This window comes from Streptomyces sp. NBC_01571 (assembly GCF_026339875.1).
Classification (GTDB): Bacteria; Actinomycetota; Actinomycetes; order Streptomycetales; family Streptomycetaceae; genus Streptomyces.
Genome location: NZ_JAPEPZ010000001.1, coordinates 2,135,645 through 2,152,177, shown reverse-complemented (window position 1 = coordinate 2,152,177; position 16,533 = coordinate 2,135,645). Strand labels below are relative to the sequence as shown.

Here is a 16,533-nt window from a genome sequence, read left to right as displayed (position 1 = left end):
GGCCGTTTCGTGTGCACCTGTGAGGCCGTGGTTGGGTCCTTCCCGGCTGTTGTTCGGCTGGTAGGGCCTGTGGCGTGGGCCGGGGGGCCTGGCTGGTCAGCCGGCCTGGGCGGCGAGCCCGGAGTGTCGGAAGATCTTGCGGAGGTTGTGGCAGGCGGCGAGCAGTCGCCACTCACCGCGGGCGCCGTCCTCGCCACGCAGGAGGAGCTGGCGGCCGTTCTGGCAGGTCATGACCTGTCCGAAGACAGGTTCGACGATGGCTTTGCGGCGGCTGTATGCCTTCCGGCCGGGTTTGGTCCGCAGTTTGCGGGCCATGCGCTCCTTCAGCGTGGCGTCCTTGGGGATGCGTCCGCGTGGAGCGGGCGGGACCTGCTCGTCGTGGGCGAGTCGGCCGGTGGCCATGAAGGTGTCGGTGCCGCAGGCCAGTTGGCGCTCGTTCGCGGCTTCGAGGTTGGTCTCGGAGCAGTACCCGGCGTCGACCAGGGCCTGCTTGGGGTGGATGCCGGTGTTGTGGGCGGACTGGTCGAGCATCGTGGTGTAGTTCAGTGCGTCGGAGGGGTTGGTCGTCACGTCGGCGGCGGTGATGACCTGGTGTTCTTCGTCGACGACGGCCTGGGCGTTGTAGGCCTGGATGTAGGCGCCGTCGCTGTTCTTCATGATCCGCGAGTCGGGGTCGGTGAAGTTGGCCTGGGCTTTGGGCTTGGGACGGGCCTTGGCGGCGGCCGCTTCCCCGGCGTCGGTGACGGCCTGCTCGTCGCTGCTGGCGGCACGTTCCTGACGGCGGCGTTCCTTGTCCTCGGCGTGGGCGCGGGCCTTGGCGGCGGCCTCGGCCTCGATCTGCGCGCGGGCGGCCTGCAGCTTCGCCAGGCGTTTCTCACGCCGGTCCAGCTCGGCGGGCAGGTCCGCCTCCTTGCCGTCCACGCCGAAGGTGTCGTCCTCGGCTTCGTCGGCGGCCTCGGCGTCGGTCAGCAGGGCGTGGGCCTTCGCTTCCAGAGCGGCGATCTCGGCCTCTATCCGCTCTTCCTTGTCGACCAGGCGGCCGTAGCTCATCGCCTTGTGTTTGGAGGCGCTGGCCTCCAGTTTCGTGCCGTCCAGCGCGACGCGTCCCATCTTGACCATGCCGAGTGTCTGTGCGAGGTGCAGGGACTGGGTGAACAGACCGGCCAGCGCGTCGAGGTGGCGGCGGCGGAAGCGGGCGATCGAGCGGAAGTCCGGTTCCTGGCCGGCGGCCAGGAACCGGAACGCGACATCGTCGGCCAGGCGGCGCTCGATCGCCCGGGAGGAGCGGACGCCGGTGGTGTAGCCGTAGATCAGCAGTCGTACCATCAGCCGCGGATCGTAGGGCGGGTAGCCGCGCTTTTCGGTGTAGTCCGCCAGGACCGGTCCGAGGTCGAGCACCTCATCGACCAGGTCGGCGACGAACCGGGCCAGGTGGCCCTCGGGCAGCCAGTCGTCCAGCGACGGCGGCAGCAGCAGGACCTGATGCGGATCGAAGGGCCGAAACGTCTTGTCCACCGCCGCCAGCTGACCCTGCGGCCGCTTCTTCCCGACCGGCTCGACCTCGAACAGCCCCTCGCCACCACGCATACCGTGATCATCCCGTATGAATAATCACGAACCGCAGGCGGGTTGCCGGTTACTGAGACACGCTCCTAGCGTTCCCTCATCCCGATCAACCACCGCCACACAGAGGGGGAAACCGCCGTGTACCGCATACGCCCGGTGGCCAACGGCACCAGCACCGACCACCCCGTCCCGGGCCTGCCGTTCATCAACGACGGCCGCTTACCCCTGGACAACCCCGACGCGATCGAACGCACCGGCCGCAATCAAGGCGAAGGGCTCTGGGGCCGGGCCGACCGCACACCCGACGGAGGATGGGTCGCGTTCACCACCGAGCCCAAGAACCCCTCCTTTGCCTGGGCCGTGTTCCACCACCCGCCCTACGGCCGCACTGTGCTGCTCATCCACGACGGCGACCAGAGCGACCTGCACCACGACTGGCTGCACGGCCGCGAAGGCTTCCTCCACCGGCACGGTGGCTACTGGTGGAACGGTGAACGCTGGCACCGTCCCGGGCAAGTATGGGACTGGGCCTTCGAGCGCAACGACGCCCGGCCCGTCGACAACCCGACCACGATCACCGCGGCCGACCTGCTGGACTCCACCAGCAACCCCGACAGCGCCAGCATCCTGAAGATCGCCAGCTTCACCGCAAGCGATCAGCCCGTGCCCAACTGGAAGAACCACCTGGCCCTGTGGGCGCAACTCCGCGCGTCCCAGCCGGGCGTGCTGCCGCTCGGCGCCTGCATCGTCGACCTTCATGCACCCGAACTGGACAGCCTGATCGACACGGCGGGGCTGGCGAAGATCGCGGCCATCAGCACCGACGACCTGCCCGACCCCAAGTACAGCTCAGGGCGCAACGAGCTGCCCGAACCACAGGACGAGTCCGGCGGCAGCATGCGGTGGTCCGTGCCGGTCGCACAGGACTGGGTCGAAAACTACCGCCGGAAACACGGCCCCGAAGCCCTGCTGTCGTCGACCACCGTGTACGACACCGCCCAGCCCGCCGGTCTCGTGGCCGACCACAACCGGCTGCGCCGCGTCTTCCACGAAACCCTGACAGAACCGCAGCCGGGCAGAGGCAAACGCCCCTACATGAAAGGCGACGTGGCGCAGAACGTTGCCGATGACCTCGCGTGGGACGCGGCAGCCGCCCTCATGTACGGCAGTAACCAGGGCCTCGTCCCTCATGGACCCGTGCGTGACGTGCTGGTCGAGGCCATCCTGGGCCGTCTGGCCGAGGACGTCGTCGAACGAAGGGGCAGCGAGGGCGAAAACCTGGAGGAGATCACTCTGTCCGACCTGTCCGGCGGCTCGGTGAAGCTGCTGACCTGGTACCTCCAGCACCGGCCCGGCGACAGCGCGAACCTCCTCGGGGCGATCTGCCTCAAGGCCCGCGTACGCCTGGGCCTGTCTCCCGCCAAGGTCGGCAGCCTGCTCCGCCGGTCCTTCCACCTGGACAGCGGCCTCGACGGCAAGACCATCGACACCCTGCTGGACATGGCCCTGCCCCCCTCCGCACACGGCCACCGCAAGTGCTAGGGACAGCGGGCATGCACCGGCGCTGATGCGGCAGAAGAGCCGTCGTCACCCGGCGCGGGCGAGGGGGACGGTCATCGAGCGCAGCACGCAGTCGGACGCCCGAGCATCGCCAGGTGTTGCCCTCCGGGGCGACCTGCGGGTGCCACTCTGAAATACGTGACCGAACCCACGCGACGCACAGATCGAGCGACTCAAGGCCGAGGTCGCCAACTTGAGGGTGCGTGTCCTCGCCCGCGATCAAGAGATCGACGAGCTCACCGAGTGCAAGGTTCTGGGCATCTCTCGGCTCGCCGCCGAGCACGACGAAATCGAGCGGCTGCGTCGACAGATCGCTGAGGCTCGCACTGTGCGGCAGCTGCCGCACAGTGCGAGCCTCATGGCGCCGTACGGCTCATGTAGTTGACACAACCCCGGCGTTGAGGGCACTTCGGGATCTTCAATTCCGGGGAGCTTCCCTGTCGCTGCGGCTGAGGCTCTGGCGCCGCACCCCTCGATAGCATCGCTGGGGTACGGTCCAGGGCCGTGCCAAGGCGCCAAGCCGGAGCGTCCTCGTACTGACCGGGCGGTGCCGCTCTGCGTTGGTGTCCGCACACGAGTTCCGAGGAGTCTCATGGAGTTCCGTCCGGTCAGGCGTGCCGCCGGAGCGTTCCAGCAGTCGCTGGACCCCGAGGAGATCACGTCGGTGTGCGACCGGGCCTTCGGATCCGAGAGCCGCCCGCTGTCCGCCGTCGAGTTGGGCATGGGCATGTACAACAGCACGTACAAGGTCGAGCTGGCTGGCCAGGACCGGCCGGTGATCCTGCGGGTGGCGCCGGAGCCGGGCCGTCAGTTCCGTTCCGAGCAGCAGTTGATGCGCAACGAATACGCCTCCGTGCCCTGGCTGGCAGTGATCGCGCCGCTGATGCCACGAGTGATCGCGGCGGACTGGTCGCACGAGGTGATCGGCCGGGACTGGATGATCCAGACGTACCGGGACGGCGTCCCGGCTCCGGAGCACCTGGGGACGTACCCGCGTACCGCGTGGCCGACGTTCTTCCGGCAGATGGGCGCCATTACCCGCTCCGTGCACGACGTGCGCGGCGCGTACTTCGGTCCAGTCGGCGGCCCGGGGTACGGGACGTGGAGCGAGGCGGTGATCACGTCGCTGGAGGAGATCGCCGCCGACCTGGACGGCGTCGGCCTGGACGCGGCCGACGTACGGAAGGTCGCCGCGGCGGCAGCACACGACCGCAGTGTGCTGGACGAAGTCGTCGAGCCGAGGCTGCTGACCGGAGATCTGTGGACGATCAACGCCCTGTTGGGCTCGGCAGCGCCCGAGCCGGTGATCACCGGCGTCATGGACTTCGACCGCACCTCATTTGGTGACCCGGCCGCTGACTGGACCATCCGCATGGCTACGGCCAAGGACGATGAGCGGATGGTGTTCTGGGAGCCCTACGGTGCGCTGGACCGCTCGCCCGCAGCGGTGTGGCGGGCGCGGGTCTACGAGGCCCGGCACTTGGGCGCGATCCGACTCGAACGCCACCGGCTGGGCAAGGCGGACGCGGTCCGCGAGAGCTACGGCGCAATGGCCGAGGTGCTCTCCGGCCTGACCTGACCGGGGTTCTCTGGGGCTGGTTCGACGTGGATGCGGACCCGCCGCAGGAGTGCGTCGGCCCGCTCCTCGACCTCGGCGGCCTCTGGGCCGGTGACCACGAACGCCCCCAGCCGGTGGCCGTTGGCGCCCGGCTCGTGGACGAGGCCGCCGATCGCTGCCCGCCAGCGGACGAACGGGACACCCGGCCCCGTCTTCGGAAACCCGTGACGGAGGCCAGCCGCCCGGCGCGCGGGCTGATCACGAACCGCACGGTCGCGTATCCGCAGGCGGCGGGGGCGAGCGCGGCAGGCCGGCCGAGGGCGACATCGAGCAGCGCCGCCCACACGTCGATGCCCAGGGCGTGTTGGATCAGGACTCCGATGTGTCCGGCGGCGAGGCGGGCGCCGACCTCGATGACCGTGCACCGCCCGTCCCCGCCGACGATGACCTCGGTGTGCGAGGCCCCGTGCCGGATACCGGCCGCCCGGATGGCCGCCTCCCACTCCCGGTACACGGCCGCCACTACGGCCGGGGGCAGGGAGACAGGCAGGCTGTGCCCCGTCTCGACCCTCTTAGCGCCGCCGGTCACCTGCTTCCGGGGCACGGCAAGATGCGTCGTGGTGCCGTCCTGGGTGAGGGACTCGACGCTGTACTCCGCCCCGACGGCGAACGCCTGGACCAGGACGCCCGGGTCGCCGCCGCTTCCGTACATGCCGACCGCCTCGCGGGCGACGCGGGTGGCCTCGGCCGCACCGGCTGGGCCGCTCACCACCGTGACGCCTGCGGAGCCTGCCCCGGACAGAGGCTTGAGCACGCATGGGAAACCGAGCCTCGGGTCCGCCAGGGCGGCCCGCAGACCGGCATAGTCGCGGACGAGAACGGTGTACGGGGTGCGCACCCCGGCCGCCACGAACGCCTCGCTCATGACGGCCTTGTCCCGGGCCGCCCGTGCCCGGCCCGGCTCGTTGCCGGGCACCCCCAGCTCGGCGCAGAGATGCGCGGCGAGCTCGGTCAGGTACTCGTTGACGGTCAGCACCGCGCCGACACGATGGCGGCGGGCGTACGCGGCGCTCGCGACCACCTCCTCGACCTGAATCGGCCGGTCAGCGACATCCTGCCGCGCTTCCGCATCCCCGGCGTGACCGTCAGCGAACTGATCCAGCATCGCGGCGGCATCCGCGACGCCGAATCCCTGCTCTCCCTCGCCGGCTTCCGCGACCTCGACCACTACACCGCCGACGACCTGCTGCAACTGGCCTGCCGCCAACAGCACCGCGCCGTCGAACCCGGCCGCTTCCTCTACAGCAACACCGGCTACCTCCTGCTCAGCGAAATCCTCAAGCACGTCCACGGAACCGGTCTCCACGAGATCGCCGACCAGCAGGTCTTCACCCCGCTCGGCATGGCCTCCACCCGCTTCAAGACCGATCCGCGCGAGGTCATCCCTGGTGCCGCCGCCAGCTACCAGCCGACCATGTCCGGCTGGCTGCTCCACCAGCAGCGCCCGGTCACGCTGCCCGGCCCCGGCTCCCTCTGGTGCACCGCCTCCGACCTCGACCGCTGGCTCGACCACCTCTGGCACGCATGTCAACCCGCCATCGCCACCCTCCCGTTCGAGCAGCACCTCAGCTACCGCCCCAGCGATCACCATCCGTTCACGTACGGCGCCGGCCTGTACGCCGACCCGCGCACCGACCGCACCGCCGTCTTCCACTACGGCCACGAACATGGGTTCTCCGCCGCCACCCACCTCACAAGCTCAGGACTCCGCGTCATCTGCCTGTCCAACCACACCGGTATCGCGGCCGACCACGTCACGGCCACCGCACTCGCCGAACTCGGCCGTCACCCCGAAGCCGACCCACGTGAGACCCTGTCCCGAGCCCTGCAGCACCGCCCCGCACCACAATCCATCCCCGTGGACCGCCCCGACAGCGACACGCCGCACACCCCACTGGGCACGTACGTCTGCCAGGACGTACCCGGCACCGTCCGCCTTACGTACAGCGCGGGCTCCCTCTACCTGTGGCACCGGGGCACCCGCGACCGCCTCACCCGCACTGGACCCACGACGTACACCGCACTCGCCTGCACCCTCACACTCCCCACCACCCCAGCAGACGGCGAAGAGCCAGCAGCAGACGGCTTCGTCCTCGACCTCGACCGCGCGCCCGGACTCCACTACCAGCGACAACCAACGAAGCCTGCTCTCCAGGGTCCAGCAGAGCCGGGATGAGCTGGCCGACGCGGACCAGGTGCTCGCCGCACGCGGCCTGCGCCCCGTTACCCGACCGGTCACCCAGCCTGGTCCCGGCTCGGCCGCAGCACCACGGCAGCCGCGCTCCAGGCGCCGCTCAGCTGTTTCACCCGTTTGTGTGGGCCTGTCAATGTCAGTGGCGGCGCGTAGGTTGGCGACCTGCAGGTTGTTCGCGGAAGTCGCTTTCTATAGTGAGGGATTGGGTATGCCCGCGCCTGGAGGTCACCATGAAGCCAGCAACCGCACCAAGGAGTTGCTTGTCGGCGGCGAGCCGGTGCGGCTGGTTTCGACCAGCCTGATCGAGGCGGGTGTCGAACGCCCCGCGTGTGTTCAAGCCGGCAGGACACGCCCAGCGTGTACATGCGGGGCGCGCCCGAAATAGGGTGACCAGCAGGAACACCACGGCCCTTCGGGTCGCCACCCTTTGACGAGCAAGGACACCCCCGACTGATGGCAGTGACCCAGCAGGAGATCGAGAACCGGTTGTGGGACGCCGCCGACGAGCTGCGCGTGGCGATGCCCGAAGCGCAGTACTCCTCGGTCGTCTTCCCGCTGATGTTCTGGAAGTACCTGTCGGACACCTGGGAGCACCACCACCAGGAGTTCCTCACCGAGAACAAGGACCTTCTGGACGGGCTCGCTGCCGAGGAAGCCCGCGAGATCGAGTACCGCGACTACCAGTCGTTCGAGATTCCGTTCATCCACCCCGGAACCGTCCAAGAGCGTCGCGCATCCTGGTCGTCCATCCTCGGCACCATCACCCAGCCCGGCCTCGGCCAGCGGGTCCGCGCCTCTCTGCAGGCGATCGAGACGGCCAACCCTGACAAGTTCTCCCGCCTGTTCGGGTCCATGACCTGGACCTCCGAAGAGGTGCTGTCGGGCGAGGTGTTGGCGGCGGTCATGCAGACGATGGATCGCACCCCGAAGATGCACGAGGGCAACATGTCCCACGACGTGCTCGGTGGGGCGTACGAGTACCTGCTGAAGCGGTTCTCCGACGGATCCGGCACCCGCGCCGGCCAGTTCTTCACTCCGCGCGAGGTCGTCGAGCTGATCGTCGAGGTCCTGGACCCCAAGGGCTTCGAGTCGGTGTACGACCCAACCTGCGGATCGGGCGGCATGCTCATCGCCTCCGCGAACCTCCTGAAGGCCCACGGCGGTCGTGGCTACACGCTCAAACTCTATGGACAGGAGGCCGTACAGGACACCGCTGGTGTGGCCCGCATGAACCTCTTCATGCACAACCTCACCCAGTTCAAAGTCGAGGTCGGCGACACCCTGAAGGACCCGCGCTTCAAGAAGCCTGACGGGTCCATCGCGCAGTTCGATGTGATCCTCGCCAACCCGCCCTACAGCCTGAAGTGGAAGCCCTGGACCAGCGACCCCCGCGCCATCGGCGGCACCGCGCCGGCGAAGTCAGCCGACTGGGCGTTCGTGCAGCACATGATCGCCAGCATGGCCCCGAAGAAGGGCCGAGCCGGCGTCGTTCTACCCCACGGGGTACTCTTCCGCGGCGGCGAAGAAGGAGCCATCCGACGCAGTGTCCTGGATGACGACCTCCTCGAAGCCGTCATCGGGCTGCCGCCCAACCTCTTCTACAGCACCACTATCCCGACCTGCGTCGTGGTTTTCCGCGCTCCCGGCACCAAGGCCCCAGAGCGGCAGGGTGGCGTGCTGTTCATCGACGCCTCCACGCGCTTCGCTAAGGCCACCAACCGAAATATCCTCACCGACGCTGACATCGCCAACGTGGTGACCGCCTACCACTCCACCTTCGATGCCGACGGCCATCCGGTCGACCCCGGCGGCCTGGCCGCACGATTTGCTCCACTGTCGGAGATCGTGGCGAACGGGTACGACCTCAACATCGGCAGGTACATCAAACATGTCGCTGCCGAGCAGGAAGACCTGGGCACCCTCATCGACGCCTACAACATTGCTCGCGCCGAACGCCAGAAGGTCGAGCAGCGGATGCTCACGGTCCTCGCGTCCGCCGGAATCGAGGGCTTTGATGAGTGAGCAGTCGGAGTGGGCCCAGAAGGCGCTCGCCGAAGTTGGAGAACTGGTCCGCGGTCGTCGTTTCACGAAGAACGACTACGTGGAATCTGGGCTCGGCTGTATTCACTACGCGCAGATTCACACTAACTTTGGGGCTATCGCGAGGGATCCACTCACGTTCCTGGCCGAAGATTCTCGTGCGCGAATGCGCCTTGCTCACCCCGGAGATCTGGTCATCGCCGCGACCAGCGAGAACGTTGATGACGTCGGAAAGGCGGTTGCATGGCTGGGCGACGACGACGTTGCAGTTCACGATGACTGCTATATCTTCCGTCACGGATTCGATCCTGCGTACGTCTCGTACTTCTTCGCGTCATCCCTGTTCCATTCACAGAAGGTCAAGTACGTATCCGAAACGAAGGTCGTGCGGATCTCGGGTGCGAGCCTCAGCCTGATCGAGATTCCAGTGCCCCCTCAGCGGGTGCAAGAGCGGATCGTCGAAGTTGTCAGTGCGGTCGACGACCAGATCGCCGCACTCGACGACGAAGCAGAGGCCCTGGAGGGTGTGTACCGGGCGGCTGCGCCTCTGCTCTGGTGCACCGCTGAGGGCGACGAGGCAGTGTCCCGGTCCCTCGGAGACGTGATGCACCTCGACGTTGTGCGGACCCCAATGGAATCAGGGACGACTTACCACCTTGCTGGAGTGCTCAATGCTGGCAAGGGGCTTGTTGACAAAGACGCGTTCGACGGGGCTGATGCCGAGTACACCGCGATGAACGTCCTTCGGGAGAACCAGGTGGTAATGCGGAAGCTGACTGCTTGGGAGGGGCCGATTACGGTGGTCCCTGCCGAGTTCGAAGGCTTCGTGGCGAGCAACGAGTTCCCGACCTTCACTCTCTCCGCTGACGTTGCCCCAGCGTGGATGAAGCACGTCTGCCGGACACCTCGATTGTGGGCTGAAATGCAGAGTCGGGTCGTCGGGACCGTGCAGCGCCGTAAGCGCCTCAATCCCGACCAGCTTCTGTCGTTGATGCTTCCCATCCCGTCCCGGCCTGAGCAGGAGCAGGCAGCGGACGCCCTAGACGCAATCGAGGGGCAGGTCGCTGCGATCCGCGCAGAGGCCGCCCGTCTCCGTAAAGTCCGGGCGAGGTTGCTGTCGGGTCTGCTGGACCGCACTATCGATATTGAGTCCGCCGAGTTGGAGGTCTGAGCCGTGGCGAAGGGCATTCGCGAGCGGGAGTTCCAGAACCTGATGATCCAGTGGTCTCTCCCGATGGGCTGGGGCTTCACCGCGGGCAGATCGTTGCCGCGTGAGATGACGCAGACGGTGATCGCCAGCCAGCTGCGGGACGCCATGGTCCGGTTAAACCCCGGGGTGATCGCCGGGTTCGACGTGGACGCGGTTGTCGAGGAGATCGTCGCCACGGTCAATGCCGTCGAAGGCGGGCTGGTGCGGGCCAACGAGCTGGTGGTGAACCTGCTGCGCGGGCACAAGGAGTTCCGGGACGCCGACGGCGTGTGGCACGCCCTGAAGGTCATCGACTTCGAGCGCCCGGCCGCCAACAAATACCCGTGGTTCTTCACCCCCAACGTCTTCGCCGTCGCCTCCGACGGGCTGAAGCTGCGCTTCGGTGCCGCTGGCGCGCCCGTGAACCTGTGGCAGCCGTTCCGGTCCACCGCCGACGACGAGAACCTGTCCGGGCAGGCCGACGTGCGGCGCTCCGTCGAGCTGCTGCTAAACCCGGCCACGATCCTGGACATGCTCGCCAACTTCGCCCTCTTCGACACCTCCGGGGATGGGGCGGACATGAAGTACCTGCCCCGCTACCCGCAGATGGAGGCCGCGCACCTGATCCACGAGCGGGTCCTGGAGGGCGGGTCGAAGGGCCTGATCTGGCATCACCAGGGGTCCGGGAAGACACTGCTGATGGTGTTCGCCGCCGCGCTGCTGCTGACCGACACCCGCACCGAGTCGCCCACCATCATCCTGCTCTCGGACCGGACCGACCTCGTCCGACAGACCTCAGGGGTGTTCACCTCCGCGATGGGGGACGCCTACTTCCACAAGCCCGCCACCAGCCAGCAACTGCGCTCCCTGCTGGCCGATGACGTGCGCGGCGTCATCTCCACGACCGTCCATAAATTCGCCGACGCCGGCAAGAACCTGTCGCCCCGGGGCAACATCATCGTGCTGGTTGACGAGGCGCACCGCACTCAGTCCGCCAAGTCGAAGTCCCTGGCCGGGCAGATGCGCGCAGCGTTGCCGCACGCGAAGTTCTTCGGCATGACCGGCACCCCCGTCAGGAACCTCGCCACCGACACCTTCGCACTCTTCGGCGAGGAGAGAGACCCGGACAGGGTGCTGCACCGGTACTCGGTGTCCCGGTCTCTGCTGGACGAGGCGACCGTCCCGGTCATATTGGACCCGCACCCGGTCACCTTCGAGATAAACGACCAGGCGCTGCAGGCCGAGTTCGACCAGTTCGCCGATGAATTCGACCTCGACGACCCCGACCGCGAGGCCCTGTCCCGCAAGTTCGGGCGTCTCACCTCGGTGTTCGCCAACCCCAACCGCATCCACACGGTCTGCCAGGACATCGTGGACCACTACCTGGCCAGCGCCTACCGCAACGGCCTCAAGGCCCAGGTCGTCGCCTACAACCGTGAGCTGGCCGTGGCGTACACGGACAAGATCAACGAGCTGCTGGCCGGGTTCGAGGCGTCACAGGTGCTCGCCGAGGTCGGGAAGCACGAGCGGATCACCGCCGAGGTGAACATCCACGTCAAGGATTCCAAGGACGAAGACACCGCCATGCGGCCGTACCAGCTCTCGGAGGTCGACGAGGAGAAGCAGAAGCGGCGGTTTCTCACCCCGGACGATCCGCTGTGCTTCCTGGTGGTGACCGCGAAGCTGATGACCGGGTTCGACGCCCCCAACGAGGGCGTCCTCTACCTGGACAAGCCACTGAAGGCCCACAACCTGTTCCAGACGATCACCCGCCCGAACCGCACCTGGGTGTCCCCGACCGGGTTCGTGAAGACCGATGGCGTGGTCGTGGACTACATCGGCCTGGCCGAAGAGGTCCAGCGAGCCGTCGTCGACCCCACCGCAAAGGGAGCCGCCAAGGGCGGCGGGTTTGTCACCGACCTGACCGAGCTGGTCGCCGAGTTCCGCACCACCTTCGCCCGCATCGAAGACCTCCTCGCCGACGTGGACGGTCTGGACCTCACCGTCCACGGATACGAGTCTGTGCGAGCCATCAACATCTTCCTGGACGCCAGCCCCGGCGCGGCCGAGGTGTTCACCAAGGACTACCGGCTCCTGGCCCGCCTGTACCCGCTCATCAACACCGACAAGCGGGTCGCCAAGTACCGAGATGGCTTCGGGCTGTTCGGATCCGTGTACACGACCCTGTTCAAGAAGTCCTCCGACGAGGAAAGGAAGGAACGGCTAGGCGAACTAGGGCCCATGGTCCTGGAGATAATCAACGCTCACGTGCACTCCTTCTCTGTGGCAGCCTCCCAGGAGGAAGCCCTCGTCCTGGACGCCCAGGGCATCTCCATCCTCAAGGAGCTGCTGGCCCTCGTCCGCCCCAAGCCCGACAAGGACGACGGCTCGGACGAGGCGCCCCCGTCCGCGGCAGAGATCCTGGACCAGATCAAGGCTGCCCTCGAAAGGGGCGTCGAACCGGGGTCGGCGAAGTACACCGCTCTGGCGGAGCGGATCAGGCAGCTGCGGGACCGGATCATCCAGAACTCCCAAGATGCACTGGACTTCCTGTCTGAGGCTCTCCGTGTCGCCCGCGCCATCGTGGACGCCGAGAAGCACCCCGATGAAGCTGTCGTTGTGCTGGACAACGACCACGTGGGCGTCCTGTCGCGGATCATCCACGACCACGCACCGTCCGGCCTTACCGTCACGGAGCGGAACCTGGCCGAGGAGATCGACCAGGTGGTCACCCGCACACTCGCCCGGTCATGGGACAACGCCGACGCCCGCAACCGAGGCGTCCGTCGTGCCACCGCCGCGGTCTTCCGCCGGTACATGCTGAAGCCGGTGGGGGAGCCGTATGACTCCACCGTCGCCTACATCGAAGCCCACTACCTCGTTGACTGACTAAGGCACGGAAGCTCGGCAACCTGTGGCGGTTGCCGGGCCTCGTCGCGGCGGCTGGAAGGCAGCAGCCAGGCGCGGGCCGCCAGCAGTAACACACGAATGAGGGGGACCTACAGCAGGGCAGGAGGTGGCACCAGCGCCGGCATTCACTGTCACGTGACCCGACCGCGGCACCCCGAGGCCCAACGCGCCGTCCGGATAGCGACCACCCGCCCGGTCTGCAGGACTGCAGCGGTCAACTTCTCTTCTCTGGCGTGACTGTGACCTGATCCCGCTGGCATGAGCAGGATCACCGGTACGGTCAGCGCGTGGTTTCCAAAGGACGGCACCAAAACGCGGATGTTGCAAGTGCGCTTGACCGCGCCAAGCGGGCCGGCTGCACAGTCGTGCCAGACAAGAATGGCCACCGATGGGGATGGGTCGTCTGCTGCTCGTGCGGAGCGCGCCTTGCTGTCTCCGGCACGCCCAAGAACCCCGGTAACGAGGCGAAGAAAATCGACCGCTTCGTCAAAGCCCACACGCACTAGGGAGGTACGAAATGGAGTGGAGTTTCAGCATTCTTCTCAAGCAGCCGCTCACCCGTGAGCAGGCTGACGCGTTCGATCACTGCGATGCCCTCGCGGACGGGGCGATCTCTTACACGCTCGCCCCAGAAGATCCTGACGCTCACCCGCAGTGCGCGGACTCAGCCATGCTGCGGGAGCTGGCCTGCGATATCGAGGCTCCGACCCTCCTGGACGCTGTTGCCCAAGCCGTACAGCGCATCCGGCTCATCGATGGGCTCCACGCCGTCGGCGTCACCCTGCCCGACACCGTGACACTCGACGAAGCCGCTCAGCGCAGCGGACACGGCGCGCAGTCGCTGGCTCAGATGTCCCAGGACCAGGGCTTCCCCGAACCCGAATCCGGTGAAGGGACGGTGCTCTACTCCTGGGACCGGGTCGCTGCATTCTTGCGGGACATCGGCGAACCGGTCCCCGACGTTCCGCAGGACCTGGTGATCGCGGAACTGGCACTCCGCCTCGTCAACGCCCTCGACGGCGCGGACGTCTCCCCGGGGACGCTCAGGGCCCTGGGACTGCCGATCGACTGAGCGCCTCACAACAGGGCGAACGTTGCCTGGTGGGGGCGTCTGCCTGCTCTACGACGAGAGGACCGCTGGTGCCCGACCTGCCCACCCCGACGCGGCTGTCCCCCATCCGTGATGATCACTCCTGGCACTTCCCGGACATCAACGGCCACCGTACCCACGTGCGGCTGCGGGTGTGGCCGACGAACGACGGCGGGCATCTGGTGATCGCCACCGACCTTCAGCTGGGTGCGGGTCTGATCAACGTGGCGGAGAGCCTGGTGCGGGCCTGTGTGCGGGAGTTCGGCCCCCCTGTGACCGTCGTACGCCACTTCACGCCGTACACGATGAGCGCATTCGAGCGCGACACCTTCGACATGCTGCCGCTGGATGAGAAGGGCATCGCCCGGCCCAAGCGGTGCACCGAGGAGATCCTGAAGCTGCTCGGGGCGAGTGTCGTGGGCTTCCCCGGGGACGCCCCGCCCGGACCGGTCGATGCCGAGGCCTCGGTGGTGGGGCCGCAGAGTGTCCAGATGGCCCGGCTGGTGGCCGCCTCGCTGCGGCTGACCCAGACCCGGACGACGGAGCGGCGGCCCAACGGCTACCCGACGAAATCCGGGCCGGTGGCCGGGCGGGACCTCGATGCGATCAGCCAGCTCCGCCTGACCGCCCCTGTGCTGAACCACCTCTCGCACTTCATTGGCGAGATCGTCGTCGACCGGGACGGCACGGCGTCCGGTGCGAAGCGGGAGAAGAAGCTGGTCAAGGTCATGGAGGCGCTCCAGAAGCACGCGTGGGAGCTGACGAAGCTGTGCGACGAGCTGGTGAATGAGGAGCGCGAGCAGAGCTGACCGGCTTTCATCAGCACAGGATGTGCCGCCCGTAGCGCACCAGGGGCTCGGCGAGCGGGCGATGGCAGACCTCGCAGACCGGCTCCCCGCTCGCCGGCCGGGGCACCGGCCGCACGGGCGGCAGCGGAGTGGGCACCCAGGGGCGCCGGGGTCCGCACGCTGTGTGACCGCTGCCACCACGGCAGCCCGCGGAGCACGGAACCGGTTCGGCAGGCCACGGCCGAGGGCCGTGGCGGATAGTCCCCTCGGCGCCCGACCGACGTGGTCAGCGAGCCGACCGGACCACGATGGCTACCAGCCTCGCTCTTGACATCTTTGCCGGACCCGGTTTGAACCCGTACACCTGCACAGCTACCGGCTCGCCGCCACCGCCCTGCGCGGGCTGCGCGGACCAGGCCATCGACCTCGGTCACATCCCCACCGCCGTACGGCTCGCCGAAGTCTGCGAGCAGCGAGGCAGGAAGCTGACCAACCCCAAGGCGCTCGCGTACTACCGCAACACTTACGCCCGCGCGACAGCCGCCGACGGCGACCACACCACCGCCGTCAAGCTGCTCACCTCCGCCCAGGCCGCCATCGAGCACGCGCCAGCCCTTCCGGGGCGGCAGCCCTGGTCGCCCCGTGGGTGGTTCATCCTGCGGCCCGTCCGGTGACGAACAGGTGCGCGGATGCGTCAGCGAACTCAGGATGCTCGTCGGCAAGCCGCGCCGTCTCGAGTGCGCCGTGCAACAGCGGCGAGTCGTGGAGGGCTGTGCCGGCGGTGCGTTCGGCGGCGCGGAGGTAGGCCCAGCCGGGGCCTTCGATGCCGGTCACGGTGATGTCGGTCAGGCCGGCGTCGGCGGCCTCGGCCGCGAGTTCGGCGGCGGTGTGGAAATGGGCGGTGGTGAAGCCGCGGCTGCCGTCGTATGAGCCGCTGCGCAGGACGGTGGCGACTTCGCCGTGGAGGAGTTCGGGGGTGAGCTCGGCGTGCACGGTGTAGTCCTGCAGGAGGCTGTAGCGGCTGATGCCGGCGGCTGCGACCAGGGCTCCGGGCTTCGCCGCTCTGGCGGCTTCTTCGAGGGCGCGGACGCGGTCGGCGCGGGTGGTGAGGTGGTAGAGCGGCCCGAGCAGCAGGACGGCGCCGTAGGAGTCGGTGGTGGCGGTGAGGTGTCGGGCGTCGCCGAGTTCGGTGGTGCATCCGGGGGCGTGGATGGCGGCCTGGTCGAGGTGGCGGGGGACAGGGTCGATCAGGTGGACGGTGTGGCCGTCCTTGATGAGCCATCGGGCGTGGGTGCCGGGACCGCCGCCGACGTCGAGCACCCGCGCGGGAGCGGTCGGGAGGTGGCGGCGGAGGAGTTCGCGGGTGCGGAGGAGTTCGAGGCGGCCGGTGGCGGTGGTGTGGAGCCGGTCGGCTTCGTCGTACTCGGCGGCGTAGTAGGTGACGATCTCGGACGCTGTCTGAACAGGGCTCGGTGTCGACATGACCGGAGGGTAAGAGCCGGAGGCGAGGCGGGGCATCTGGTTTCCCGGGCGTTGTGCGGAGCTCGGCGTGTCATTGGCGGCCGAGCAGTAGGGTTT

The 16,533-nt window shown here is 67.9% G+C and carries 13 protein-coding genes and 1 pseudogene; 10 read left to right on the top strand and 4 right to left on the bottom strand.

All coding sequences use genetic code 11. The features are described from left to right. Positions 1–96 precede the first annotated feature (96 nt). Positions 97–1,515: an IS1182 family transposase gene (locus OHB41_RS09645; RefSeq protein WP_526025027.1), complete on the bottom strand. Its 1,419-nt coding sequence runs from the start codon at positions 1,513–1,515 to the stop codon at positions 97–99. Positions 1,516–1,704: 189 nt separating this feature from the next. Here OHB41_RS09645 and OHB41_RS09640 point away from each other — a divergent pair, with 189 nt between their 5' ends. The 3 genes from OHB41_RS09640 (at position 1,705) to OHB41_RS09630 (ending at position 4,705) form a co-directional block, all read left to right on the top strand. Next, on the top strand, positions 1,705–3,108 hold the full coding sequence (locus tag OHB41_RS09640; RefSeq protein ID WP_266697452.1) for a hypothetical protein: 1,404 nt from the start codon (positions 1,705–1,707) through the stop codon (positions 3,106–3,108). Positions 3,109–3,319: 211 nt separating this feature from the next. Further along, positions 3,320–3,511: a hypothetical protein gene (locus tag OHB41_RS09635; protein ID WP_266697451.1), complete on the top strand. Its 192-nt coding sequence runs from the start codon at positions 3,320–3,322 to the stop codon at positions 3,509–3,511. A gap of 207 nt (positions 3,512–3,718) precedes the next feature. Then, the gene (locus OHB41_RS09630) at positions 3,719–4,705 is read left to right on the top strand and encodes a phosphotransferase family protein (RefSeq protein ID WP_266697450.1); all 987 of its coding nucleotides are present in this window, start codon (positions 3,719–3,721) and stop codon (positions 4,703–4,705) included. Here OHB41_RS09630 and OHB41_RS52300 read toward each other — a convergent pair. Continuing rightward, positions 4,666–5,028, bottom strand: coding sequence for a hypothetical protein (locus OHB41_RS52300; protein WP_181007543.1), 363 nt, complete (start codon positions 5,026–5,028; stop codon positions 4,666–4,668). The two genes, OHB41_RS09630 and OHB41_RS52300, sit on opposite strands and share 40 nt — an antisense overlap. A 98-nt stretch (positions 5,029–5,126) precedes the next feature. After that, a pseudogene (locus tag OHB41_RS52295) lies at positions 5,127–5,609 on the bottom strand (ATP-grasp domain-containing protein); the annotation flags it as partial. A 69-nt stretch (positions 5,610–5,678) separates the two neighbouring features. Here OHB41_RS52295 and OHB41_RS09625 point away from each other — a divergent pair. The 7 genes from OHB41_RS09625 to OHB41_RS09595 all read left to right on the top strand — a co-directional run bounded on the left by OHB41_RS09625 (position 5,679) and on the right by OHB41_RS09595 (position 15,629). Beyond that, complete coding sequence (locus tag OHB41_RS09625; RefSeq protein WP_353962917.1) at positions 5,679–6,920, top strand: serine hydrolase domain-containing protein; 1,242 nt, start codon at positions 5,679–5,681, stop codon at positions 6,918–6,920. Positions 6,921–7,391: 471 nt separating this feature from the next. Further along, on the top strand, positions 7,392–8,960 hold the full coding sequence (locus OHB41_RS09620; RefSeq protein WP_266697448.1) for a type I restriction-modification system subunit M: 1,569 nt from the start codon (positions 7,392–7,394) through the stop codon (positions 8,958–8,960). After that, positions 8,953–10,149, top strand: coding sequence for a restriction endonuclease subunit S (locus OHB41_RS09615; RefSeq protein WP_266697447.1), 1,197 nt, complete (start codon positions 8,953–8,955; stop codon positions 10,147–10,149). Before OHB41_RS09620 ends, OHB41_RS09615 begins: the two co-directional genes overlap by 8 nt. 3 nt (positions 10,150–10,152) lie before the next feature. After that, the gene (locus OHB41_RS09610; protein ID WP_266697446.1) at positions 10,153–13,056 is read left to right on the top strand and encodes a type I restriction endonuclease subunit R; all 2,904 of its coding nucleotides are present in this window, start codon (positions 10,153–10,155) and stop codon (positions 13,054–13,056) included. A gap of 538 nt (positions 13,057–13,594) precedes the next feature. Then, positions 13,595–14,149 carry a hypothetical protein gene (locus OHB41_RS09605; protein WP_266697445.1) on the top strand — a complete coding sequence of 185 codons (555 nt, stop codon included), beginning with the start codon at positions 13,595–13,597 and terminating at the stop codon, positions 14,147–14,149. Between the two features lie 68 nt (positions 14,150–14,217). Continuing rightward, on the top strand, positions 14,218–14,976 hold the full coding sequence (locus tag OHB41_RS09600; RefSeq protein ID WP_103544542.1) for a hypothetical protein: 759 nt from the start codon (positions 14,218–14,220) through the stop codon (positions 14,974–14,976). A 287-nt stretch (positions 14,977–15,263) separates the two neighbouring features. Continuing rightward, on the top strand, positions 15,264–15,629 hold the full coding sequence (locus tag OHB41_RS09595) for a hypothetical protein (RefSeq protein WP_526024904.1): 366 nt from the start codon (positions 15,264–15,266) through the stop codon (positions 15,627–15,629). Here OHB41_RS09595 and OHB41_RS09590 read toward each other — a convergent pair. Beyond that, on the bottom strand, positions 15,607–16,437 hold the full coding sequence (locus tag OHB41_RS09590; RefSeq protein ID WP_266697444.1) for a class I SAM-dependent methyltransferase: 831 nt from the start codon (positions 16,435–16,437) through the stop codon (positions 15,607–15,609). The two genes, OHB41_RS09595 and OHB41_RS09590, sit on opposite strands and share 23 nt — an antisense overlap. Positions 16,438–16,533: the final 96 nt, after the last annotated feature.